Annotated in this window: 30 protein-coding genes; 22 read left to right on the forward strand and 8 right to left on the reverse strand. The window is 44.8% G+C overall.

Annotated features, from left to right (window positions below):
- Positions 1–38: 38 nt before the first annotated feature.
- Entirely contained in the window at positions 39–875 is an 837-nt protein-coding gene (gene proC, locus ACQVGT_RS08985) for a pyrroline-5-carboxylate reductase (RefSeq protein ID WP_014477264.1), read from the reverse strand.
- 403 nt (positions 876–1278) lie between these two features.
- Here proC and ACQVGT_RS08990 point away from each other — a divergent pair, with 403 nt between their 5' ends.
- From ACQVGT_RS08990 to ACQVGT_RS09010, 5 genes are all read left to right on the forward strand, one after another.
- Positions 1279–2238: an MBL fold metallo-hydrolase gene (locus tag ACQVGT_RS08990; RefSeq protein WP_015384034.1), complete on the forward strand. Its 960-nt coding sequence runs from the start codon at positions 1279–1281 to the stop codon at positions 2236–2238.
- Between the two features lie 5 nt (positions 2239–2243).
- On the forward strand, positions 2244–3023 hold the full coding sequence (locus tag ACQVGT_RS08995) for an SDR family oxidoreductase (protein WP_015483409.1): 780 nt from the start codon (positions 2244–2246) through the stop codon (positions 3021–3023).
- Between the two features lie 75 nt (positions 3024–3098).
- Positions 3099–4445 (forward strand): D-serine ammonia-lyase, encoded by a 1347-nt coding sequence (dsdA, locus tag ACQVGT_RS09000; protein WP_015384032.1) that lies wholly within the window; start codon positions 3099–3101, stop codon positions 4443–4445.
- 71 nt (positions 4446–4516) lie between these two features.
- On the forward strand, positions 4517–5476 hold the full coding sequence (coaA, locus tag ACQVGT_RS09005; protein WP_003245966.1) for a type I pantothenate kinase: 960 nt from the start codon (positions 4517–4519) through the stop codon (positions 5474–5476).
- A gap of 4 nt (positions 5477–5480) precedes the next feature.
- Positions 5481–5867, forward strand: a complete 387-nt coding sequence (locus ACQVGT_RS09010) for a VOC family protein (RefSeq protein ID WP_015384031.1) — start codon at positions 5481–5483, stop codon at positions 5865–5867.
- Here the strand turns inward: ACQVGT_RS09010 and ACQVGT_RS09015 are convergent.
- The 3 genes from ACQVGT_RS09015 to ACQVGT_RS09025 form a co-directional block, all read right to left on the reverse strand.
- A complete protein-coding gene (locus ACQVGT_RS09015) occupies positions 5864–6022 on the reverse strand; it encodes a hypothetical protein (RefSeq protein ID WP_014477259.1) in 159 nt (52 codons plus the stop codon). The genes ACQVGT_RS09010 and ACQVGT_RS09015 overlap by 4 nt on opposite strands.
- A gap of 29 nt (positions 6023–6051) precedes the next feature.
- Positions 6052–7305: an MDR family MFS transporter gene (locus ACQVGT_RS09020; RefSeq protein WP_015384029.1), complete on the reverse strand. Its 1254-nt coding sequence runs from the start codon at positions 7303–7305 to the stop codon at positions 6052–6054.
- Between the two features lie 531 nt (positions 7306–7836).
- Positions 7837–8043, reverse strand: a complete 207-nt coding sequence (locus tag ACQVGT_RS09025; protein WP_014477257.1) for a YqzH family protein — start codon at positions 8041–8043, stop codon at positions 7837–7839.
- 165 nt (positions 8044–8208) lie between these two features.
- Here ACQVGT_RS09025 and ACQVGT_RS09030 point away from each other — a divergent pair, with 165 nt between their 5' ends.
- The 7 genes from ACQVGT_RS09030 (at position 8209) to ACQVGT_RS09060 (ending at position 12387) form a co-directional block, all read left to right on the forward strand.
- On the forward strand, positions 8209–9447 hold the full coding sequence (locus tag ACQVGT_RS09030) for a DNA polymerase IV (protein ID WP_080030675.1): 1239 nt from the start codon (positions 8209–8211) through the stop codon (positions 9445–9447).
- Positions 9444–9782 (forward strand): YolD-like family protein, encoded by a 339-nt coding sequence (locus ACQVGT_RS09035; RefSeq protein ID WP_003230403.1) that lies wholly within the window; start codon positions 9444–9446, stop codon positions 9780–9782. Before ACQVGT_RS09030 ends, ACQVGT_RS09035 begins: the two co-directional genes overlap by 4 nt.
- Before the next feature lie 184 nt (positions 9783–9966).
- Positions 9967–10437 carry a GNAT family N-acetyltransferase gene (locus ACQVGT_RS09040; RefSeq protein ID WP_015384025.1) on the forward strand — a complete coding sequence of 157 codons (471 nt, stop codon included), beginning with the start codon at positions 9967–9969 and terminating at the stop codon, positions 10435–10437.
- Between the two features lie 9 nt (positions 10438–10446).
- Positions 10447–10791: an antibiotic biosynthesis monooxygenase family protein gene (locus tag ACQVGT_RS09045; protein WP_003230407.1), complete on the forward strand. Its 345-nt coding sequence runs from the start codon at positions 10447–10449 to the stop codon at positions 10789–10791.
- Positions 10784–11815 (forward strand): bifunctional GNAT family N-acetyltransferase/GrpB family protein, encoded by a 1032-nt coding sequence (locus tag ACQVGT_RS09050; protein WP_015384024.1) that lies wholly within the window; start codon positions 10784–10786, stop codon positions 11813–11815. Before ACQVGT_RS09045 ends, ACQVGT_RS09050 begins: the two co-directional genes overlap by 8 nt.
- Positions 11812–12135 carry an iron-sulfur cluster biosynthesis family protein gene (locus tag ACQVGT_RS09055; protein WP_015384023.1) on the forward strand — a complete coding sequence of 108 codons (324 nt, stop codon included), beginning with the start codon at positions 11812–11814 and terminating at the stop codon, positions 12133–12135. The genes ACQVGT_RS09050 and ACQVGT_RS09055 overlap by 4 nt, the downstream gene beginning before the upstream one ends.
- 12 nt (positions 12136–12147) lie before the next feature.
- Positions 12148–12387, forward strand: a complete 240-nt coding sequence (locus ACQVGT_RS09060; protein WP_003230411.1) for a YqkC family protein — start codon at positions 12148–12150, stop codon at positions 12385–12387.
- Positions 12388–12426: 39 nt separating this feature from the next.
- Here ACQVGT_RS09060 and ACQVGT_RS09065 read toward each other — a convergent pair whose 3' ends face one another.
- The gene (locus ACQVGT_RS09065; protein WP_015483406.1) at positions 12427–13344 is read right to left on the reverse strand and encodes an alpha/beta hydrolase; all 918 of its coding nucleotides are present in this window, start codon (positions 13342–13344) and stop codon (positions 12427–12429) included.
- A gap of 160 nt (positions 13345–13504) precedes the next feature.
- Here ACQVGT_RS09065 and ACQVGT_RS09070 point away from each other — a divergent pair, with 160 nt between their 5' ends.
- A complete protein-coding gene (locus ACQVGT_RS09070) occupies positions 13505–13729 on the forward strand; it encodes a YqkE family protein (RefSeq protein WP_003230416.1) in 225 nt (74 codons plus the stop codon).
- Between the two features lie 31 nt (positions 13730–13760).
- On the opposite strand, the gene ACQVGT_RS09075 is transcribed toward ACQVGT_RS09070, so the two are convergent.
- Both ACQVGT_RS09075 and mciZ read right to left on the reverse strand, forming a co-directional pair.
- The gene (locus ACQVGT_RS09075; protein ID WP_015384021.1) at positions 13761–14681 is read right to left on the reverse strand and encodes an aldo/keto reductase; all 921 of its coding nucleotides are present in this window, start codon (positions 14679–14681) and stop codon (positions 13761–13763) included.
- Positions 14682–14743: 62 nt separating this feature from the next.
- Positions 14744–14866, reverse strand: a complete 123-nt coding sequence (mciZ, locus tag ACQVGT_RS09080; RefSeq protein ID WP_003230420.1) for a Z-ring formation inhibitor MciZ — start codon at positions 14864–14866, stop codon at positions 14744–14746.
- Positions 14867–14940: 74 nt separating this feature from the next.
- Between mciZ and nudF the strand changes: the two genes are divergently transcribed.
- Together nudF and ACQVGT_RS09090 are read left to right on the forward strand one after the other, a co-directional pair.
- Positions 14941–15498, forward strand: coding sequence for an ADP-ribose pyrophosphatase (nudF, locus tag ACQVGT_RS09085; RefSeq protein WP_015483405.1), 558 nt, complete (start codon positions 14941–14943; stop codon positions 15496–15498).
- Complete coding sequence (locus ACQVGT_RS09090; RefSeq protein WP_015483404.1) at positions 15495–16658, forward strand: TIGR00375 family protein; 1164 nt, start codon at positions 15495–15497, stop codon at positions 16656–16658. The genes nudF and ACQVGT_RS09090 overlap by 4 nt, the downstream gene beginning before the upstream one ends.
- A gap of 8 nt (positions 16659–16666) precedes the next feature.
- On the opposite strand, the gene ansR is transcribed toward ACQVGT_RS09090, so the two are convergent.
- On the reverse strand, positions 16667–17017 hold the full coding sequence (gene ansR / locus ACQVGT_RS09095; RefSeq protein ID WP_004399024.1) for an HTH-type transcriptional regulator AnsR: 351 nt from the start codon (positions 17015–17017) through the stop codon (positions 16667–16669).
- Positions 17018–17198: 181 nt separating this feature from the next.
- On the opposite strand from ansR, the gene ansA reads away from it, so the two are divergent.
- From ansA to fur, 7 genes are all read left to right on the forward strand, one after another.
- Entirely contained in the window at positions 17199–18188 is a 990-nt protein-coding gene (gene ansA / locus ACQVGT_RS09100; protein WP_015384018.1) for an asparaginase, read from the forward strand.
- 44 nt (positions 18189–18232) lie between these two features.
- Positions 18233–19660: an aspartate ammonia-lyase gene (gene aspA / locus ACQVGT_RS09105; protein WP_014480179.1), complete on the forward strand. Its 1428-nt coding sequence runs from the start codon at positions 18233–18235 to the stop codon at positions 19658–19660.
- Between the two features lie 140 nt (positions 19661–19800).
- Positions 19801–21207, forward strand: coding sequence for a malate-H+/Na+-lactate antiporter MleN (gene mleN, locus ACQVGT_RS09110; RefSeq protein WP_014480178.1), 1407 nt, complete (start codon positions 19801–19803; stop codon positions 21205–21207).
- Positions 21208–21224: 17 nt separating this feature from the next.
- Entirely contained in the window at positions 21225–22544 is a 1320-nt protein-coding gene (locus tag ACQVGT_RS09115) for a malic enzyme-like NAD(P)-binding protein (protein WP_015384017.1), read from the forward strand.
- A gap of 99 nt (positions 22545–22643) precedes the next feature.
- On the forward strand, positions 22644–22859 hold the full coding sequence (brfA, locus tag ACQVGT_RS09120) for a ribosome rescue factor BrfA (protein WP_015384016.1): 216 nt from the start codon (positions 22644–22646) through the stop codon (positions 22857–22859).
- Positions 22860–22959: 100 nt separating this feature from the next.
- Complete coding sequence (gene spoIIM / locus ACQVGT_RS09125) at positions 22960–23604, forward strand: stage II sporulation protein M (RefSeq protein WP_004398593.1); 645 nt, start codon at positions 22960–22962, stop codon at positions 23602–23604.
- A 112-nt stretch (positions 23605–23716) separates the two neighbouring features.
- Complete coding sequence (fur, locus tag ACQVGT_RS09130; protein ID WP_003223972.1) at positions 23717–24166, forward strand: ferric iron uptake transcriptional regulator; 450 nt, start codon at positions 23717–23719, stop codon at positions 24164–24166.
- The last annotated feature ends 89 nt before the right edge of the window (positions 24167–24255 follow it).

A 24255-nucleotide genomic window follows, 5' to 3' on the forward strand; every position in this document is an offset into this window, starting at 1 on the left:
AAACAGAAGGCACTATGCCTTCTGTTTTTGTCTTGCAGCTAAGAATGTCTCTCTAAGGCGGCACCGGCAAACTGTTCTTTGATTTCTGCGCTCCGTTTAGCTGTTTCTTCAATACAGTGAATAATTGCTTCTTCAAAGCGGGAGTCCTGTAAAGCGCGAAGACCTGCCTCTGTAGTGCCCCCAGGACTGGTGATTTCTTTACGCAGCTTTTCCGGCTGTTTGCCGCTTTGAAGGAGCATATCTGTTGCCCCTGCCATTGTCTGCAAAATGAGTGCTTTTGCCGTTTCTTTATCTAATCCTACTTTTTGTGCCGCTTTTTCCATCGCCTCAATATAACGATACACGTAGGCCGGGCCGCTGCCTGCGATTGCAGTGACAGCGTCAAGATGCCGCTCCTCAACCAGTGTTGCATCACCGATTGTTTCCAATAGAGCTTTTGCGGCAATAATATCATTCTTGCTTGCTTCCGTGCTTACGGAAAATCCGGTTGCTGATTTTCTGATTGCCGCTGATGTATTAGGCATGACGCGAATGACCGCGAGCTTTCTGCCAAAATAATGCTGAATGGTTTCGATGGTAAGGCCTGCAAGTACTGAAATTACAAGCTGGTCCTTGATATACGGCCGGATGCTGTCGATGCTTTCCGCCGCGTCTTTCGGTTTGAAAGCGAGGATAATGATATCGGTGTGAGTGAAAAACTCATTTTTATCTCTGCATGGACGCACGCCGTACGTTTCCTTTAATTCAATCAGGCGCTCGTCATTTGAGCGATTTGTAATATAGATATGTTCTGGTTTTGTGATGCCGCTTTGCAAAATGCCGTTGATCATTGCTTCTGCCATTGACCCGGCGCCGACAAATCCTATCTTTTTCATTGATATCCTCCTTCTATCAGAACAACAAAAAACCTTTTCATCACGTAAAGGACGAAAAGGTTCGCGGTACCACCCTCATTAGCACAAATTGTGCTCAGCTCAAATCCCGTAACGCGGGAAACGTTTAGGTTTTCCTAACCGCGACTTGAGGGCAGGTTCTACAAACAAGCGGGCCGCAACACCTTTCAGCCGGGGGTATCGCTCTCTTAGGCCATTGCCTTGTATACTATTCCTCGTCATAGCGTTCCAATGGTTCTCGTTTTAGTTTGTTGTTCATTATGCAATGGCGGATAAGCTAATGTCAATAGCTTTTTCAAAAAGGTTTGTTCTCATTCTGCAATAATGACACAAGACCGAGAAAAAGCTAAAATATGAATAATGAATGAAGACAAGGAGCGAAAGGATGACAACTGAAGATGTAATTGCGATCCGCGTCCCGACGCCGTTTGCTGTCGGCGATGTTATCGTTTACCTCGTAAAAGGTGATGCACTGACACTTATCGATGCCGGGCCGAATACAAAAGAGGCTGCCAGAGTCTTACAAGAGCAGCTTGCCGCTGTAAATGTGAAAATGTCAGATATCGAGCAGGTTGTACTGACTCACCATCATGCTGATCATGCAGGCTTGCTTGATGTCTTTTCAGATGAAATCGAAGTGATTGGGCATGCATTCAACGAACCTTATATCAGCCGAAATCAAGCCTTTATGGATTGGCAAAAACGTTTTTTTCAAAAGCTGCTGCCTGAATTAGGCGTTCCATTTGATACGGGGAAGGCGGAAAAGCTGATTCGATCAGCGTACGCATTTTCCTGTACGAGATCTCTGACAAAATCAATCAGAGAAGGTATGGGCATAGATGGGCTTGAGGGCTGGTCTGTGTTGGAGATGCCTGGACATGCTGAATCGCATATCGTTCTGTTCCATGAAAAAAGCGGAAGGATGCTTGGCGGCGATCTACTGCTGGCCAACAGCTCGTCTAATCCGATTTTGGAAGCGCCGAAAACGGGAGACGTCAGGTCAAAGCCTTTAGTGGATTATCAGCGGTCATTGCGAAGGCTGTCTCAACTTGATCCAACAATCGTATTTCCTGGTCACGGCGAGCCTATCACCAGTGTACAAGCGCTGATTGAGAAGCGTTTTGACAAGCAGAGGAACAGGACGGAGGATGTGCGTCGCATGCTGGATGAAAAGCCGATGACCGCTTTTCAGGTCTGTCAGCAGCTTTTTCCTGCTGTATATGAAAAGGAATTGTTTTTAACGATGTCAGAAACGGCAGGTCACCTTGATGTGTTGGAGGCTGAAGAAGCCATCACGTCATATTGGGAAGGAAATACCGCATACTTTAAAACAATGAAGAGGTGAAATGGGTGAAACATATAGCGGGAAAAAGGATTTGGATAACCGGCGCTTCAGGAGGGCTTGGTGAAAGAATCGCATATTTATGCGCGGCTGAAGGAGCCCATGTCCTGCTGTCGGCTAGACGCGAGGATCGTTTGATAGAAATCAAAAGGAAAATAACCGAGGAATGGAGCGGACAATGTGAGATTTTTCCTCTGGATGTCGGCCGCCTAGAGGATATCGCCCGGGTCCGCGATCAGATCGGCTCGGTTGATGTACTGATTAACAATGCGGGCTTCGGTATATTTGAAACGGTTTTAGACTCTACATTGGATGACATGAAAGCGATGTTTGATGTGAATGTCTTCGGCCTGATCGCCTGTACAAAAGCGGTGCTTCCGCAAATGCTTGAGCAAAAAAAGGGCCATATCATCAATATCGCCTCTCAAGCGGGGAAAATCGCAACACCGAAGTCGAGCCTGTATTCCGCGACCAAACATGCCGTGTTAGGTTACTCAAACGCTTTGCGGATGGAGCTTTCGGGAACCGGCATTTATGTGACAACAGTCAATCCGGGACCGATTCAGACGGACTTTTTTTCCATTGCTGATAAAGGCGGGGACTACGCCAAAAATGTCGGCCGCTGGATGCTTGATCCTGATGACGTGGCAGCTCAAATTACAGCTGCAATTTTTACGAAAAAGCGGGAGATCAATCTTCCGCGTTTAATGAATGCCGGCACTAAGCTGTATCAGCTGTTTCCAGCTCTTGTAGAAAAGCTGGCAGGACGCGCGCTCATGAAAAAATAATGATGGAACTGCCTGTGGTGGAGTGGCTTGTTTCTCACGAGGCAGTTTTTGATAGTGGAAGGGAGAGATTGTTGAATGTCAGTTCATTCAGAAGTCCTTCATGCTCTGCTTAAAGATCCGTTTATTCAGAAACTGATTGATGCAGAGCCTGTATTCTGGGCAAATTCAGGCAAGAAAGAGGGGCCATTACCCCGTGCAGATGAGTGGGCAACCGAGATAGCGGAAGCGGAAAAAAGAATGCGGCGGTTTGCACCTTACATTGCCGAGGTGTTTCCTGAGACGAAAGGCGCTAAAGGAATCATCGAGTCTCCGCTTTTTGAGGTTCAGCATATGAAGGAAAAGCTGGAAGCGGCATATCAGCAGCCATTTCCGGGAAGATGGCTTTTAAAGTGCGACCATGAGCTTCCGATTTCAGGATCGATTAAAGCGAGGGGCGGGATTTATGAAGTGTTAAAGCATGCTGAAAATCTCGCGCTTCAAGAAGGAATGCTTCGGGAAACCGATGATTACCGCATCTTACAGGAAGAGCGGTTTACCGGGTTTTTCTCCCGCTATTCGATTGCTGTCGGTTCGACAGGAAATCTAGGTTTAAGCATCGGCATCATCGGCGCGGCACTCGGGTTTCGTGTGACAGTGCATATGTCCGCCGATGCTAAGCAGTGGAAAAAGGATCTCCTCCGCCAAAAGGGAGTCACTGTTATGGAGTACGAAACAGATTACAGCGAAGCAGTGAACGAAGGGAGACGGCAGGCGGAACAAGATCCATTCTGTTATTTTATTGATGATGAATATTCTCGACAGCTGTTTTTAGGATATGCTGTTGCCGCAAGCCGATTAAAAACACAGCTTGACTGTATGAATATAAAGCCAAGTCTTGAGACGCCCTTGTTTGTGTATCTGCCGTGCGGAGTCGGCGGAGGACCGGGCGGTGTAGCATTTGGGCTGAAGCTTTTATACGGAGATGATGTTCATGTGTTTTTCGCAGAACCAACTCATTCACCTTGTATGCTGTTAGGGCTTTATTCAGGACTTCACGAGAAGATCTCCGTCCAGGATATCGGCCTGGATAATCAGACGGCTGCTGACGGACTTGCCGTAGGGAGGCCGTCAGGATTTGTCGGCAAGCTGATTGAACCGCTTCTGAGCGGCTGTTATACGGTAGAGGACAATACGCTTTATACTTTGCTTCATATGTTGGCTGTATCTGAAGATAAATATTTAGAGCCTTCTGCTCTTGCCGGCATGTTCGGGCCGGTTCAGCTTTTTACGACAGAAGAGGGAAGGCACTATGCTCAGAAATATAAGATGGAACATGCCGTACATGTCGTCTGGGGAACGGGAGGAAGCATGGTTCCAAAAGATGAAATGGCTGCGTATAACCGAATCGGTGCTGATTTGCTAAAAAAACGAAATGAAAAATAAGCAGACAGTGAAAAGGTTTTCCGTTACAATCTTTGTAAGGGTTTTAACCTACAGAGAGTCAGGTGTAAACAGTGAAAAATAAAGAACTTAACCTACATACTTTATATACACAGCACAATCGGGAGTCTTGGTCTGGTTTTGGGGGGCATTTGTCGATTGCTGTATCTGAAGAAGAGGCAAAAGCTGTGGAAGGATTGAATGATTATCTATCTGTTGAAGAAGTGGAGACGATCTATATTCCGCTTGTTCGCTTGCTTCATTTACATGTCAAGTCTGCGGCTGAACGCAATAAGCATGTCAATGTTTTTTTGAAGCACCCACATTCAGCCAAAATTCCGTTTATTATCGGCATTGCCGGCAGTGTCGCAGTCGGAAAAAGCACGACGGCGCGGATCTTGCAGAAGCTGCTTTCGCGTTTGCCTGACCGTCCAAAAGTGAGCCTTATCACGACAGATGGTTTTTTATTTCCTACTGCCGAGCTGAAAAAGAAAAATATGATGTCTAGAAAAGGGTTTCCTGAAAGCTATGATGTAAAGGCGCTGCTTGAGTTTTTGAATGACTTAAAATCAGGAAAGGACAGCGTAAAGGCCCCGGTGTATTCCCATCTAACCTATGACCGCGAGGAAGGTGTGTTCGAGGTTGTAGAACAGGCGGATATTGTGATTATTGAAGGCATTAATGTTCTTCAGTCGCCCACCTTGGAGGATGACCGGGAAAACCCGCGTATTTTTGTTTCCGATTTCTTTGATTTTTCGATTTATGTGGATGCGGAGGAAAGCCGGATTTTCACTTGGTATTTAGAGCGTTTTCGCCTTCTTCGGGAAACTGCTTTTCAAAATCCTGATTCATATTTTCATAAATTTAAAGACTTGTCCGATCAGGAGGCTGACGAGATGGCAGCCTCGATTTGGGAGAGTGTCAACCGGCCGAATTTATATGAAAATATTTTGCCGACTAAATTCAGGTCAGATCTCATTTTGCGTAAGGGAGACGGGCATAAGGTCGAGGAAGTGCTGGTAAGGAGGGTATGAAATTGTGCATCATATTGAACTGTATGTCTCTGATTTGGAGGCGTCTAGGCGGTTTTGGGGCTGGTTCTTAAAAGAACTTGGCTATAAAGAGTATCAAAAATGGAGCTCAGGCATCAGCTGGAAGAAAGATCGTTTTTACCTAGTGATTGTGCAGGCGAAAGAGTCATTTCTAGAGCCGGAATACCATAGATGCCGAGTCGGTCTGAACCATCTCGCATTTCATGCTGAATCCAAGCTTCAAGTCGATCAGATGACTGAAAAATTGACGGCAAAAGGCTATCGTGTGTTGTACCGAGACAGGCATCCTTTTGCCGGAGGAGACGGGCATTATGCAGTCTTTTGTGAGGATCCAGACCGGATTAAGGTAGAGCTCGTTGCCCCAAGCTGTTAATCGTGATCTTCGGACAGGCTGTTCAGCTTTTTCTCAATGCGATCCAGCTGCGCTTTTCGGTTTTTCGCATACTTGAAGCCTGTAACAGCCGCAAAGATGACAGCGGCAAATATAATAAATACAAACAGCTGAAACATCACATCACCTATATTCATGTTCTTCACCTCATGTTTGCGGGAGAGATTCATTCTCTTCCGTTTTTTATGTAAAGCGGCTTTTCCAGACGGGAACGGTGTTTTGTGGTCTCCATTTTCATTTGCCGATAGGCGAACGCTAAAAATGGCAGGCCGAGCAGGGTAATGCCGCTCAGGACAGAAAAAATAAAAATCGGCCTGTCAGCGCCAAACAGGTCTATACAGATCCCCCCGATCCAAGGGCCGATGACGTTTCCGAGCTGTGAAAAACCGATTGCCCCGAAATAAGTGCCTTTTAATCCTGGTTTTGCAATCTGGTCTACATACAAATCCATCATAGAGAATAAAAGAACTTCGCCGATTGTAAATGTGATGACAATCATCACAATTGATGGAACACCGTGCGATACGGTGAAAATGGCCATGCTGATACTAACCATCACATTACCGAGCATCAGAGAACAAAGCGGCGAAAACCGTTTTGCAAAATGGACAATGGGAAATTGCGTCGCCAACACAACGATTGCGTTTAATGTCAGCATCAGCCCATACAGCTTCGTTCCATTGCTGATCAAGGGGTTCTGTGCCATATACTGAGGGAATGTGGAACTGAATTGTGAGTAGCCGAAGGTGCATAGCGTAATGCCGACCAAAGCAATGGTAAAAAGATAATCCTTTTGCGTGACCATAAACGCTTCCCGCACGCTCATATTTCGGGACTGGGCTGGTGCTGATAAGGATGGATGTTTTTTAAATTGGAGGGCAAGCACAATTCCGTATAGTCCGTAAATGACTGCAGGCACCAAAAAGGGCGTAGTCGATTGCGATGAGCCGAAATATAGGCCAAGCACAGGTCCGAAGACAACGCCGATATTAATAGCTGCATAGCGTAAATTAAAAACTAGCAGTCTCGTTTTTTCTTCTGTCATATCAGACAGCAAGGCCTTTGAAGCGGGCTCAAACAGTGATTTGCAAAGACCGTTTAATGCGTTAACTACAAAAAACACCCAGAGATGAGATGCCGCCGCAAAGCCTGCAAATACCAGCATCCATCCGAAAATCGATACAAGCATCATGTTTTTTCTGCCGAATTTATCTGAGATATATCCGCCGTAAAAGCTTGCGAGGATGCCGACTGATGAGCTCGCGGCAATGACCAGCCCTGCATAGGAAGCTGATGCGCCTTGGACGGCTGTCAAATAAATCGCTAAAAAAGGAATGCTCATCGATGTTGCCATTCTGCCGAAAATGGTTCCGATTATAATTGTCCAGCTGATCGGGTGGATATCTTTCCATTTCTTCATGAATTATATTCTCTCCTGTCTATCATATATGAAAAAATTTCCTTCTCCAATAGATCATTCAAAATATTTCGTTTTTGACATGTAGTATGCCTGATTGTATGGATGGCAATATACTATGCGTTGAGGATGCGTGTGGCTGACGGGGTTTACATCTTGAAATTGAAGAAGGAAAATGACGGGATGTCCGATGAAAAGCAAAGCGATTGGTCTGTGAGAGTGTGTTAGTTTAAGCCGCCAGGACGTAGATCATATCGGCAGTGAAACCGGCTATGAGATCAAGATGTAAGCTGAAAACCGATGGACCGCATGACAGAACAAGAGAGCACATCTCTTCGAAAAAGTGTATACGCGTGATCATGGACAGCTTATTCCGTTTTGCGCGAACATTGAGGGAAATTTTATGGGCCATATGAATCTATGGAGCGTGAGAAAATCCTGCTTTTTCTGTAAGCCTGAGACTGTTTATTTGTTTCAGGCGGTGTTTTCAAAGGGAAGCCGCATCAGCGGCTGAAAGAACTGACAGTCATGCGTTTAAGAGAACAGGCCTTGGTTTGTGACATAGTCATAAATGATATCTTCTATATGCGCATGCAAATCCTCATCTGGTTCTTCATTCCGTCTCTCTTGTAGAGCCGCTTTCAGGCTTTGTTTTTCATACGGGCTTAACGGATCTATAGCAACGTTTCTGCCGTATTGCCGCAATGCCTGTTCCATCATTTTTTCGACAAATTTCTCCATCATGACTCTCCTATCCTTATGCTTCGCTTTTATTCTACTAAATGTTTTTCTTCTCTCAAACCCTTGGATCATATTTTCTGTCAGACAAGAATCATTTACCAGTATAAAACGAACATACTTTCGCATATAATGAAAAACGAACATAAGTTCTTTTTAGAGGTGTGTATGATGAAAGAAAAAGTGATTTTTCTCGTTGACATGCAATCGTTTTATGCATCTGTAGAGAAAGCGGAAAATCCACATTTGAAAAATAGGCCCGTCATTGTTTCGGGTGACCCTGAAAAAAGGGGCGGAGTCGTATTGGCTGCCTGCCCGCTGGCGAAACAAAAGGGTGTGGTGAATGCTTCACGGCTGTGGGAGGCGCAGGAAAAGTGTCCTGAGGCTGTTGTGCTCCGGCCGCGTATGCAACGGTATATTGATGTATCACTGCAAATTACGGCCATTCTAGAGGAGTATACAGACCTTGTGGAGCCTTATTCTATCGATGAACAGTTCATGGACATTACAGGCAGCCAGAAGCTGTTTGGGACGCCGATGGAGATCGCGAAAAGCATTCAGGGCAGAATCATGCGGGAGATCGGCGTTTATGCACGGGTCGGAATCGGCCCTAACAAAGCGCTGGCCAAAATTGCGTGTGACAATTTTGCAAAAAAGAATACGAACGGTATTTTTACCTTAACGAAAGAAAATATGAAAACCGAAATGTGGCCGCTCCCGGTGGGCAGCATGTTTGGCGTCGGGAGCCGCATGAAGCATCATTTAAATCGAATGGGCATCAGCACGATCGGCGGGCTCGCGGCTTTTCCGCTCGATCTTTTAAAAAAGAAATGGGGCATTAACGGCCACGTGCTGTGGATGACGGCAAACGGAATCGACTATTCCCCTGTGTCAACTTCGTCTCTGGACGGGCAAAAGGCGATAGGCCATGGAATGACTCTCCCGAGAGACTACGAACACTTTGACAAAGAAATCAAGGTCGTATTGCTTGAGCTGAGTGAAGAAGTGTGCAGGCGAAGCCGAAACGCCGGGGTCATGGGGCAGACGGTGTCAGTGAGCTGCCGGGGTGCTGATTTTGATTGGCCGACGGGCTTCAACCGGCAAGTGAAGCTGGCAGAGCCGACTAATTCTACGCAGGATGTATATGAGGCTGTACGCCGGCTGTTTCTTACATTTTGGGACGGGAAACCTGTCCGCCGTCTCGGTGTCAATCTGTCTCAGCTCTCATCTGATGACATATGGCAGCTCAATTTATTTCAGGATTATGCAAAGAAAATGAGCCTAGGCTATGTGATGGACGGCATTAAAAATCGATTCGGCGACACAGCAATCATCAGGGCGGCGTCACTGACAGCGGCAGGCCAGGCATTTGAACGTGCGGCTAAAATAGGGGGGCATTATAAATGAACGATCATTTAAAAAGGGGCAACCTGCTGTGGGAAGGGAGCAGGATGTTTCTGCCGGAACATAAGCAAAGCCTGCTGGAGAGAAAGCGACTTAAACAGAAGCTGCAAAAGCCGATCCTTGACCCCGATAAGCTGGAAGAGATGAATCAAACGCTTTGCGCCGCGATGGAGTTCGCTCAGGATATCACTGTCAGCTGCTTTCAGGACGGTGAGATTGTCCGCTGCACCGGGAAGATCTGCCGGTATGAAGAGTTTGAAAAAGCAGTATGGATAAAAGGAGACGAGGATCAGCTTTATAAGCTGAGACTTGATCAAGTGCTTGATATTGTGCTGTAAAGTCTCTCCTCCTGCTTGGGGGAGAAATAGGCTAAAATGATGAAACATTGTTCCCTCGGCAGTCTGGAAACGTATGATAAAGGAAAGAAGGCATTTACAATTCCAGCCAGGCAAAATATAATTTTTATATTGTGAGAAAAAGAGCTGACATTCGTTTTGCCAGACGGAGGGAGATCAAATCGTAATGGATATTCGAACAATCACGTCTTCAGATTATGAAATGGTAACGTCTGTACTGAATGAATGGTGGGGCGGCAGACAGCTGAAAGAAAAATTGCCGAGACTATTTTTTGAGCATTTTCAGGACACAAGCTTTATTACATCCGAACATAACAGCATGACGGGATTTTTAATCGGATTTCAATCGCAATCGGATTCTGAAACGGCGTACATTCATTTTTCCGGTGTGCATCCAGATTTCAGAAAAATGCAAATTGGGAAACAATTGTATGATGTATTTATCGAAACAGTAAAACAAAGAGGCTGCACCCGGGTAAAGTGCGTCACTTCACCTGTGAATAAGGTATCAATCGCATATCACACAAAATTGGGGTTTGATATTGAAAAGGGCACCAAGACGGTAAATGGCATCTCAGTGTTTGCAAACTATGATGGCCCAGGCCAAGACAGGGTACTGTTTGTCAAAAACATATGAGGGGGAAATATGATGAATTTTTTATCAAAAACACCTGAGCCTCCTTACTATGCAGTCATTTTTTCTTCTGTCAAAAGCGAAAATGACACAGGATATGGAGAAACAGCGGAGCGGATGGTATCGCTTGCGGCGGATCAGCCTGGATTTTTAGGCGTGGAAAGCGTACGTGAAGCGGATGGAAGGGGCATCACAGTTTCCTATTGGGACAGTATGGACGCAATTAACCATTGGAGGCATCACACTGAACATCAAGCAGCAAAAGAAAAAGGAAAAAGCGTTTGGTACGAGTCGTATGCAGTCCGCGTCGCAAAAGTCGACAGACAGCGGCTGTTTCAGGAGAACACGAATGATTGAATTTCTCCAGCATAAGGAAGATACGATAGCGCGTGAGATTTTAGCCGTACAGATCCCCGCCTACATAAAGGAAACAGAGATTATCGGTTTTGACGGTATTCCCGCTTTACAAGAGAAGGTGAAGGATATTCAAGCATCCCATGAACGGTTTGCGGGATATCGGAAAAACGGCAAGCTGATCGGTGTCATTTCATATGAGAAAAACATGCATCATCTCACCATTTGCAGGCTTGTTGTGCATCCTGACGGTTTCAGAAAAGGAATTGGACGAGCACTTCTGCAATTTGTCATTGATTATAATGAAGACACTGAGAAAATCGAAGTAGTCACAGCCGAGAACAATACCCCGGCCGTGTCACTCTATACACAGGCTGGATTCCAAAAGGCAGAAACCGTCAAAGCAGCGCAGGGTCTATTGCTGTCGGTCTTTCATTTGTATCCGAAAAGAAAAGTTGAGGTCATTCTCTACAACGAAAAATGGGCAGAATGTTTCGATGAAGAAAAAGAACGGCTGAAACTTGTGTTCGGGCCGGAGATTATCGCTGTTCATCACATCGGAAGCACATCAATACCGAACATGGCAGCGAAGCCAATCATTGATATGTTAATTGAAGTCAGAAGCATTGAAGCCGTGAGCCAATTTGATGAACAAATGAAGGCTAACGGCTATACACCAAAAGGTGAGAACGGCATAGCGGGCAGGCGTTATTTCCAAAAGGGCGGAAATAAACGCACTCATCATGTCCATATGTACGAACAGGGAAACCCTGCTATTGAAAGGCATCTGTTATTCAGAGATTATCTCAGAGCTCATCCAAACATAGCGAAAGAATACGCCGTTCTCAAAAAACGGCTGGCGGCCCAGCATCCTGACAGCATCAATCAGTACATACAAGGGAAAGATGAGTGGATCAAGACTGCAGAAGAAAATGCGAAGCGGTGGAAAAAAGGCAGAAACAATGCGAATGGCAGTGTTGTATGCTACAATAGCGAAAATGATGAAAACGGGGGTTTCACCTTATGAACATACATGTGACAGATGTAGCAAAACAGGCACTGCAGCAGGCGTTTGACGCCAACCCGGGGAAAAAAGCCCAGCTTCGTTACGATGCAGAAGGATGCGGCTGCGCGGTAAGCGGTGTCCCGACAATCTGGCTGGCAGAAGAATTAACGGGACAGTGCGAGCAGCTGGAAACGAACGGCATTCCGCTGTATATCCAATCGTCACAAAAAGTGTTTTTTGACGATCAAATGACGATCGATTACAATGAAAAAGCCAAAACATTGGCGCTGAAAAGCCCGGCTGAAATGCTCAGCCCCAGAATGAGCATATTAGTAAAGTAGGAGACGCGAAACGTGGAACAAAAGCTGAAGGCAATGAAGAACACAGCACAAAATAAAACGTGGGTATCCTTCCTGAATCAAAACCATCCCTATACCTTGCTTCACTGGTCAATTGGAGGAGCAGAGTCCATCAAGAAAGATGTCTGGCTATTGCAGGATGAAATGACCTTCGAGACGCAGGAGTTTACAACGATAGATCTTGCGATTGAATGGATCAGAGAAAATATGGATGGCATTACCGACGTTCTGTAACATAAAAAAGCGAAAGAGCCGAAGAGGCCTTTCGCTTTTTTATTCTGTTGAATCATTCATGTTGTCTAAAAACTCCTGCACTGTTTTTCGGTACGTATCCCGATTTTTGGTATATGACATGGCGTGTTCACCGTTCTCGGCAATGTACAGCGCTTTCGGCCCGCGTTTCTTTTCATAAAGCCGCTTGGTTGAAGAAACAGGAATGTAGTCATCATCCTTACTGTGAATAAAGAGGACCGGCTTTTCGATTTTATCAATGACAGCAAGCGGAGATACTTCACGTGCGCGATAGCCGCCTCTCAGCTTCAAAAAGAAGTCGGCGATAGGAAGCAGGGGCCAAGACGGGAGCCTGTATTCCGCTCTCAGCCGGTAGGCAAGCTGTTCATCAAAACATGCGAACGGACAATCGGCAATATAAAAATCAGCGCCATCGCTGCAGTGTGCACCAGCATAAAGCAGGGCGGTCACAGCTCCCATCGACTCACCGTGAATTCCGATCAATCCGCGATGATTTGTTTTGTTTTTGAGCCAGCTGACAACCTTATTGAGATCATCCTTTTCGTAAAACCCGTAGCTGGTCGTCTTTCCGCCGCTTTGGCCATGCCGGCGATGGTCATAAATGAGCACATTCCAGCCGAGACCAAGAAATAAATGCATATACTTAAGAGAATTCAGCACATTCATGGTTACCCCGTGGCAGATGATGATGGTATTTGGTGTGTCATGCGGTGCGACATGGTATCCTTTTATGTCGTACCCGTAAGCGGATGGTATCACAAAAGCGGTTTTCTCCATTTGTTCAAATGATTCAAACACATCATGTCCGTCGTCTGTCTCTCTTTTGATAATGTCTTCATCCGTTTTTTTCTTGATGTATAGAATCATATTCGAAAAAACAATTCCGATTGCGATGACAGCTGTTACGAGAGCGCCAATGGCCAAAAAGATTTTCTTCAACAAGTCACAGCACCTTTCAACTAAATATAGGTAATTCGTGTTTAAAATCATTATACCTAAACACTGCTTCGCTGAGAAAGTAATCAGAAGAGAGTCTGCTTGTTCAGTGTATATGCTCCGTGATAAACTGTCTTCAAAACAAAACATGGGGGAAGTCTGAATGAAAAAACAAAAATCCGCTGACAAACACCAGCTAAAAGACGGCCTTCAATCCGATATCAAAGCAAAGCTTATGGAGATGAAGAGCCAATTGAAGGAAGAGGATGAAAAGAGGCAGGAAAGAGAAAAAGCAGAACAGATCAGAAAGAAAAAAGAGATCGAAAAAAATAAGAGCTTTGAAGAACTCCTAAATGAAAGCCAAATGGATTGGCATCAATATAAATAAACCAGCACCCGTACAGGTGCTGGTTTTTCTGCTATGAGCGATGAGCTTTGTAAATGTCTTGTTTCGTATGAGATTGGAGCGCTTTGATTTCCTCTTCGGTTAAACGCCGTGCATTTGCTGCCTGAATATTTTCCCGTAACTGCTCAATCTTACTGGCGCCTGTAATCACTGAAGCGACAGCCGGCTGTGCTAGCAGATACTGCAGCGACTTTTCTGTCATGGAAAGATCGGGAGCCACTTCCTCCATTGCCTTGCGGGCATTTGTCAGTTCCTCGAATGAATAGGACAAGTACCCGTTTTGTTTCATACTGTCTGAAGCTTGATCAAGCGGTTTTTCAGTTAAGAGCCCTTTGGCAACAGGACCTCTGGCGACTACGCTGATTTGATGTTCCTCTAAAAGCGGGAGCCATTCCTCAGGGCGTCTGTCAAACAGGCTGAATTGCATCATAATGCTGACGATGTTTGATTTTTTTACATATTCTTTCATCACATTCGGGCGGATGGAAGAAATGCCGTAGTAGCGGATGACACCTTCTTGTTTTAATTCCTCAAACGCTTCAATCGTTTCATCAATGTTGTCCTCTATCGTGCCGCCGTGAAGCTGATAAAGGTCGATATAATCTGTTTTCAGCCGTGTAAGGCTCTTTTTTACCGCCTCTTTTATGTAAGCTTTTGAAGGGTCCCAATACCAGCCCTCGCTTCCGTCATCCCAACGGTTTCCCGCTTTTGTTGCCAGAATAATATCCTGGCGTCTGTTTTGGATCGCATCACCGACAATTTCTTCATTGCGTCCTCGGTCATACAAATCCGCTGTGTCCAAATAGTTGATGCCAAGCTCGATCGCTTCATCCAAAATGGACAATGCTTTGTTTTTTTCAGTTCCAAGAGACATACAGCCGAGTCCGACTTCACTAATGTCTAAATCAGATGTACCCAATTTGCGCTTTTTCATGTGCACACTCCTTTTTTAGGCTTTGTATTGACCGTAATATAAAGGAGCTAAAGTTTCAACTTTTATGGCTTTGAGATCCAATCTTTCACATATTGAAATGTGCGTCCATACTCTTTTAACTTCGCCCGAATTTCCCATGCTTTTCCGACTAAGACAACACCTTTTGGCATGCGGTGCACTTTCACGAAGAAGCCCCCTTTTGCTCTAGTATGATAAAATGTATGGGGCATCATATAGAGACAGAACGGGAGATGAAGAAATGAAATCATTAGAAGAAAAAACAATTGCCAAAGAACAGATCTTTTCGGGTAAAGTCATTGATCTTTATGTCGAGGATGTAGAGCTGCCAAACGGCAAAGCCAGTAAACGTGAAATTGTGAAACACCCTGGAGCTGTAGCGGTACTAGCCGTCACAGATGAAGGGAAAATCATCATGGTCAAACAATTCCGTAAGCCGCTTGAGCGGATGATCGTTGAAATTCCGGCCGGTAAGCTTGAAAAAGGTGAGGAGCCGGAGTATACGGCACTTCGGGAACTTGAAGAGGAAACCGGTTATACAGCAAAAAAACTGACAAAAATAACTGCGTTTTATACATCACCCGGATTTGCAGATGAAATCGTTCACGTTTTTCTTGCTGAGGAGCTTTCTGTGCTTGAAGAGAAACGGGAGCTTGATGAGGACGAGTTTGTTGAAGTGATGGAGGTGACGCTTGAAGATGCGCTAAAGCTGGTTGAATCGCGTGAAGTATACGATGCTAAAACAGCCTACGCGATTCAGTATCTTCAGCTGAAAGAAGCGCTCCAAGCACAAAAATGAAAAAGATTTACGCGGATTTGCACATTCATATCGGCCGGACCTTTACAGGAAGGGCTGTCAAAATAACAGGCGCCAAAACATTAACGCTGGACAGAATTTTGGTTGAAGCCAGTGAACATAAAGGAATTGAACTCCTCGGCATTATCGACTGTCATTCTCCGGAAGTCATTCTAGAGCTTGAGGAAGGCATTGCATCTGGAAAATATCGCGAGCTTGACGGGGGAGGAATCCGTTATCGCAGCACGACTCTTTTATTGGGGAGCGAGCTGGAGATTTATGATGAAGCCTGCAGCGGACCGATCCATGTGCTCGTATTTATGCCGACGCTGGCTGCTATGAAACAGTTTTCAAACTGGCTGTCAGCCCGGCTGAAAAATATTCATTTAAGCTCGCAGCGGATTTATGAAACGGGCTTAAACCTGCAAAAAAAAGTGCAGGGAATGGGCGGCCTGTTTATCCCCGCCCATATCTTTACGCCGCATAAAAGCTTATATGGAAAAGGGGTTAAATCAAGCTTAACTGAGGTTTTTGATCCATCTATGATAGACGCGGTGGAGCTTGGATTAAGCTGTGATACAGACATGGCATCACACGTTTCTGAATTGAATCCGTATCCTTTTTTAACAAATTCTGATGCGCATTCGTTAGGGAAAATCGGCAGAGAATATAATGAACTATATGTGCAGTCAGCTGATTTTACTGAATTTGCTCTTGCATTAAAGGGACAAGATGACAGGAAAATTATCGCAAATTACGGCTTGGACCCGTTATTGGGGAAATATTATCAGACGGCTTGCGAAGCGTGCGGAGAGCCTGCTATAAGCGGGGAAACAGCGTGCGCGAATTGCGGAAATGCCAGATTTACCAAGGGAGTCAGCGAAAGATTGCATGAATTGAGTGATCAGCTTGAAGTTCGCGTCCCGCGTCCGCGATATGTACATCAGATCCCGCTGCAATTTGTTCCGGGTGTAGGCCCGAAAACGCTGGACAAACTAAAAAAAGCCTTCGGAACAGAAATGGCTGTTCTTCACGAGGCTGCAGAAGAAGATTTGGCTCGCGTTGTCCCGCCGAAAACCGCGGCGCTTATCGTAAAAGCGAGATCCGGAAAACTGGAATTGAAAGCCGGAGGAGGAGGAACCTACGGTAAAATTAAACCGTGAGCTAAAGATTAACTCAGTTCCTCCTGTACTTTTCTTTTTGTGCGTATAAAGGTAATCAGCTGGATGATTTCATCTTCACTCAGCGGCTGGCCATCAACAGAAATGGTAAAGTCAAGGCTGCTCCACGTGGCCAATTCTATGGCCTGAGGAGCAGTCTGCTTTTGTTTCTCGCGGCCTAAAAGTTCATCGCAGGTTGTGTCAAAGAGGTCAGCCAGCATGGCAAGCGCTTCAAGTGAAGGCCGTCGGTAGCCTGACTCGTAGCCGGCATATGTGCTTTTTGCGATACCGAGAAGGTCAGCTGTATATTGAAGCGACCAATTTTTCTTTTTTCTCAATTCAGTTAAACGATCTAGATTCATGAACTTCCGCTCCTTTTTCACCTTGAGCTGATTATATCATATAGGTATTAGGAAGTGTACGCGAATTGAATAATAATGTCTTGCGTATTTTATTTTCCGTGTCTATAATTGCATTAAAAGTATGCGAAAAGCGAATACCTTCTCGCAACCCATCTTTAGATACAGTGAAGAGGTGCATGGTATGAAAAAATTATTGATGTTGACAACTGGGGGAACGATTGCTTCAGTTGAAGGGGAAAATGGGCTGGCTCCCGGAGTCAAGGCTGATGAATTATTAAGTTACGTATCAAAACTTGATAACGATTACACAATGGAAACTCAGTCGCTTATGAATATAGACAGCACCAATATGCAGCCTGAATACTGGGTGGAAATAGCGGAAGCCGTTAAGGAAAATTATGATGCCTATGACGGGTTTGTTATTACTCACGGTACAGATACAATGGCCTATACATCTGCCGCACTATCGTATATGCTGCAGCATGCCAAAAAGCCGATTGTCATCACCGGCTCGCAGATTCCGATCACGTTCCAAAAAACCGATGCTAAAAAAAATATTACAGATGCCATTCGATTTGCCTGTGAAGGCGTGGGCGGCGTTTATGTTGTATTTGACGGCAGAGTCATTCAGGGAACGCGTGCGATCAAATTAAGAACGAAAAGCTACGACGCATTTGAAAGCATCAATTACCCATATATCGCTTTTATCAATGAAGACGGGATCGAATACAACAAACAAGTAACGGAACCTGAGAACGACACCTTCACAGTTGACACTTCACTATGCACAGATGTATGTCTGCTGAAGCTGCATCCAGGCTTAAAGCCCGAAATGTTTGATGCCCTTAAAAGCTTGTATAAAGGGATTGTCATTGAGAGTTATGGCAGCGGAGGGGTGCCGTTTGAAGGCAGGGACATTTTGTCAAAAGTGAATGAGCTGATCGAAAGCGGCATTGTCGTCGTCATTACGACCCAATGTCTTGAAGAAGGCGAAGACATGAGCATTTACGAAGTTGGCCGCAGAGTCAACCAAGACTTAATTATCCGATCAAGAAATATGAACACAGAAGCAATTGTGCCAAAATTGATGTGGGCGCTAGGTCAGTCTTCGGATCTTCCTGTCGTCAAGAGAATTATGGAAACGCCGATAGCTGATGACGTTGTCCTGTAAAATGTAAAAACGATAACCAGCAAAGAGAAAGAAGGTTAAAGATTATGTTAAACGGCCAAAAAGAATATCGCGTGGAAAAAGACTTCCTTGGGGAAAAACAAATTGAAGCAGATGTTTATTACGGAATTCAGACGCTCCGTGCTTCTGAAAATTTCCCGATCACAGGATACAAAATCCATGAGGAAATGATTAACGCACTGGCGATTGTAAAAAAAGCCGCGGCTCTTGCCAACATGGACGTGAAACGGCTGTATGAAGGAATTGGCCAAGCTATCGTACAAGCCGCTGACGAGATTCTGGAAGGCAAGTGGCACGATCAGTTTATCGTCGATCCGATTCAGGGCGGTGCCGGAACTTCTATGAACATGAACGCGAATGAGGTTATCGGAAACCGGGCGCTTGAAATCATGGGCCATAAAAAGGGAGATTATATCCATTTAAGTCCAAACACACATGTGAACATGTCACAGTCTACGAACGATGTGTTCCCGACTGCTATTCATATTTCCACATTGAAGCTCTTGGAAAAACTGCTGAAAACAATGGAAGATATGCATAGTGTGTTTAAGCAAAAAGCACAGGAGTTTGACTCTGTTATTAAAATGGGCCGGACACACCTTCAAGATGCGGTTCCGATCCGTCTTGGCCAGGAATTCGAAGCTTACAGCCGTGTTCTCGAGCGAGATATCAAACGAATCAAGCAATCGCGCCAGCACCTGTATGAAGTCAACATGGGCGCAACTGCTGTTGGTACAGGGCTGAACGCTGATCCTGAATATATCAAACAGGTAGTAAAGCACCTTGCTGATATTAGCGGGCTTCCTCTTGTCGGCGCTGATCATCTTGTTGATGCGACACAAAATACAGATGCCTATACAGAGGTATCAGCTTCATTAAAAGTCTGCATGATGAACATGTCGAAGATCGCAAACGACCTGCGCTTAATGGCGTCGGGACCGCGCGCCGGACTTGCGGAAATTTCTCTGCCTGCACGTCAGCCGGGTTCATCTATTATGCCGGGGAAAGTCAATCCGGTTATGGCGGAGCTGATCAACCAAATTGCGTTCCAGGTTATCGGAAACGACAATACAATCTGCCTTGCTTCAGAAGCCGGCCAGCTTGAGTTGAACGTCATGGAGCCCGTGCTTGTCTTTAATTTGCTTCAATCCATCAGCATCATGAACAACGGCTTCCGTTCGTTCACTGATCATTGCTTAAAAGGCATCGAAGCTAACGAAAAGCGGTTGAAGCAATATGTAGAAAAAAGCGCTGGAGTGATCACTGCAGTCAATCCGCATCTTGGGTATGAAGCGGCAGCCAGAATTGCCCGGGAAGCAATTATGACAGGGCAATCTGTCCGGGATCTTTGTCTGCAGCATGATGTGCTGACTGAAGAAGAATTGGATATTATTTTAAACCCATATGAGATGACCAAACCAGGTATCGCAGGGAAAGAACTATTAGAAAAATAAAATTTGTGCAAAATACAGCTTATTCATCTCCGAATAGTCGGATGAATAAGCTGTTTACAACATAGGGATGAGGAAGTATAGTATACGTGTTGCACTATATATTGAAAGCGTTTTAGCTTTTACATGAAGGGGGACTTCTTTTGAAGGATGTAAGATTGCCAACACTATTTGAAATTATTATTGTACTAGGAGTATTTTTAGCACTTGTTCTATCGTTTACAGTCTTTCTCGACTTGCCGATACAGCTGGCGCTTTTTGTTTCATGGTTTATTGCAATGCTTTTAGGTATAAGACTCGGTTATTCTTATAAAGATTTGCAAAATGCGATTGTACATGGGATATCAAATGGCCTTGAAGCCGTACTGATTCTCGTTTCAGTTGGTGCGCTCATCGGAACATGGATTGCCGGAGGCGTTGTGCCGACTTTGATTTATTACGGACTGGAATTTATTCACCCAAGTATCTTTTTACTGGCAACGTTAATTATTTGTTCCATTATGTCTGTGGCAACAGGAACGTCATGGGGAACAGTCGGAACTGCCGGCATTGCCATGATCGCAATTGGAGAGGGTTTAGGCATTCCGCTTCCTCTTGTAGCGGGAGCTATTCTTTCAGGTGCTTATTTCGGGGACAAGCTGTCTCCGCTGTCTGACAGTACAGTTCTAGCTTCTTCACTATCAAAAGTCGATGTATTGGCTCACGTGAGAGCAATGCTTTATTTATCAATACCTGCTTATGTCATTACAGCTATACTCTTTACAGTTGTTGGATTTATGTACGGCGGGAAAAATATCGATCTTGATAAAGTTGAATTCTTAAAATCATCTTTGCAAAACACGTTTGACATTCATATTTGGATGCTGATCCCGGCAGTTGTCGTCATAGTCTTATTGGCGATGAAAAAGCCATCTATGCCGGTTATCGTAATTGGCGCTTTACTCGGTGCAATCTGGGCTGTTGTTTTCCAAGGAATGGATATTGCCCATGCGATTGCAACTGCGTACAACGGCTTCTCTATTAAAACTGATGTTGAATTTTTGAACGGCTTGTTAAACCGCGGTGGAATTGTCGGTATGCTTGATTCTCTTGTCGTCATTATCTTTGGCCTTGGTTTTGGCGGTCTGCTTGAGAAACTCGGCGTGTTAAAAGTCATTGTTTCAACGTTTGAAAAGAAATTAACTTCAGCCGGCAATGTCACATTATCTACGCTGATCGTAGCGTTTTTAGCAAACATCTTCGGCTGTGCGATGTATGTATCCCTTATTTTGACTCCGAAAATTATGGAAGACAGCTATGATCGCTTACATCTGGACAGAAGAGTGTTATCACGTAACTCAGAGGTCGGGGGAACATTGACTTCGGGGATGGTTCCTTGGTCTGATAATGGGATTTACATGGCTGGTATTTTAGGTGTTTCTACCTTCTCTTATCTGCCGTTTATGTGGCTCAGTTTTGTAGCAATAGGTCTTGCAATTATCTATGGTTATACAGGAAAATTTATATGGTATACGAAAAACAATACAGTTAAAGCCGAAAAACTAGGCTAATAGGGGAGGATCACTGAATGATAGCGAAACACATGATTCGGACACTGATGATCGAAACGCCTTCGGTTCCCGGAAATCTTGGAAGGGTGGCTACGGCAATCGGCCTTCTGGGCGGAGATATTGGTGAAGTGGAGACGGTAAAAGTCGGACCCAATTACACAATGCGGAATATTACCGTTCAAGTGGAGAATGAAGAACAGCTTCAGGAAGTGATCGCGGCTGTACAGGCACTCGGAGAAGGGATCAGGCTTCACACCGTATCTGATGAAGTCCTGTCCGCACATGAAGGCGGAAAAATTCAAATGAAAAGCAAAATGCCGATCCGTTCACTGGCAGAGCTGGGACGTGTCTATACACCAGGTGTTGCAGACGTGTGCCGACTGATCGAAAAAGAACCTGAAAAAGCTTCTATTTATACAACGATCAGCAATTCTGTTGCAATTGTAACAGATGGAACCGCAATTTTAGGCCTTGGAAATATCGGCTCTGTGGCTGGCATGCCTGTCATGGAAGGAAAGGCTGCTTTGTTTGATCAGCTGGCGGGTATTAGCGGCATTCCGATACTGCTTGATACGAGTGATCCTGAAGAAATCATCAAAACAGTAAAACATATTTCTCCGGGCTTTAGCGGCATCCTTCTTGAGGATATCGGTTCGCCGCATTGTTTTGAAATCGAGGATCGCCTAAAAGAGGAGCTGAACATTCCTGTTATGCACGATGACCAGCATGGTACAGCTGTAGTGACGCTGGCAGCTGCCATCTCGGCATGCAGGAGTGCGGGGGTTGACCTGAAGGAAGCGAAAGTGGGGCAAATCGGCCTTGGCGCAGCAGGCGTGGCCATCTGCCGGATGTTCATGGCTTATGGTGTGAATGCTGTATACGGAACAGACAAATCAGAGTCAGCAATGAACCGTCTCGAACAATACGGCGGACAGGCAGTTTCCAGTATTGAGGAGCTCATGAAAACATGTGATATTGTCATTGCTACAACGGGCGTTCCGGGTTTAATAAAACCGGCATTTGTACGTTCTGGTCAAGTGATTTTGGCTTTATCGAATCCGAAGCCGGAAATTGAGCCGGAGGCCGCACTGCAGGCTGGCGCCGCATATGCAGCTGACGGGCGTTCTGTCAATAATGTACTCGGTTTTCCGGGAATTTTTAGAGGAGCGCTTAATGCAAAAAGCAGGGAAATTAATCATGATATGCTTGTAGCAGCAGCAGAGGCTATCGCAGCTTGCACAAAACAAGGTGATGTGGTCCCTCAGCCGCTTGATTCAAAAGTCCATCATGCGGTAGCAGCAGCTGTCGAGCATGCAGCTCTTACAGCAGTGAAATAAATGTAGCTAAACAGCACCTGTCATAGCAGGTGCTGTTTTTTTCTTATCATTGCTCAATTTTGTTATCATTACTATGAAAATAAAAAAGGGAGTGATCACATGGCAAAAAGTCAAGCGAAAAAGAAGCGGGAGCATCGATTGAGAAACGGCGGACGTGACGTCTTATTATCAAGAGGCAGCACACCATCTTTTAGCACACATGAAAGAATGACAAAAAGCAAAAAAGAGATTTTGAATAAACGGAAGCATAAGAATCCTTATGATCATACAGCAGTTGATGATAAGGATTTTTTTGTGCCCCAAAAAGCCGCCTAGCATTCGTCTCTATCGTTTCTTTTTGAAAAAGGGCATGTTTTTCTGTTTCTTTCATACAATCTATTAAATCAAATCACTAGAGCGGGCGGGAGGAAACGGTATGCGAAAAATCTCTTATAAGGACATGTTTCTCAGGCATGTTAAAGATCATCTCTCTCTTTATATATTTGTGTCAGTGCTGTTTTTCATGGGTGTCATCTTTGGCGCGATTATTGTCAACAGTATGACCATCAGCCAGAAAGAAGATTTATACTACTACTTAAGTCAATTTTTTGGACAGCTTTCGGATGGAAAACAGGCAAGTTCAGCTGATATGTTTGGGCAAAGTATCTTTCATAATGCAAAGTATTTAGGCCTGATGTGGATACTGGGAATTTCCGTCATTGGGATGCCGATTATTTTCATTATGATCTTTCTGAAAGGGATCGTCGTCGGCTTTACTGTCGGGTTTTTAGTCAATCAGATGGGAGTAAGCGGGTTTTTCCTATCATTTGTCTCCGTTTTGCCGCAAAATGTGCTGCTGATTCCGGCTTATCTCATTATGGGCACATGTGCAATTGCGTTTTCATTAAAGTTAATCAGACAGCTGTTCGTGAAACGAAGCCTGCATGACGCGCCAATTCAATGGTTCGGGCGGTATGCCTTTGTGCTGCTGGTCATTCTGTTTTTAGCACTGATCTCATCTCTCTTTGAAGCATACTTATCTCCTGTTTTAATGGAAAAGCTTACATCTAGACTTTTTTAAAATCATTATTAAAAGAAAACCGTTTTATTTATCAGTTTATAATAATTATAGTTGGAACTCTGCGCGTATTTTGTTATAATGAGTCATGGAATGCGGCGTAGGAGGGAAAGACATGGAAAACCGTATTGATCGAATTAAGAAACAACTGCACTCATCCAGCTATAAACTTACGCCACAGCGTGAAGCGACAGTAAGAGTGCTGCTTGAAAACGAAGAAGACCATTTAAGCGCAGAAGATGTATACCTCCTCGTAAAAGAGAAATCTCCTGAGATCGGTCTCGCTACAGTATACCGTACGCTTGAATTATTAACTGAATTAAAAGTCGTAGATAAAATTAACTTTGGAGACGGTGTGTCCCGTTACGACCTTCGGAAAGAGGGCGCAGCTCACTTTCATCACCACTTGGTGTGCATGGAGTGCGGAGCCGTTGATGAAATTGAAGAAGATTTGCTTGAAGACGTGGAAGAAATCATTGAACGTGATTGGAAATTTAAGATTAAAGATCATAGATTGACGTTTCACGGCATTTGCCACCGCTGTAACGGAAAAGAAACTGAATAGACGGTGCCGAGCGCGAACCTTTTCTCATGGGGAAAGGGTTTTTTGCTGTTTCTATGTATAAAACCTTTCTGATTTGGCATATGGTTTAT

The sequence above is a fragment of the Bacillus sp. SCT118 genome, assembly GCF_058566435.1.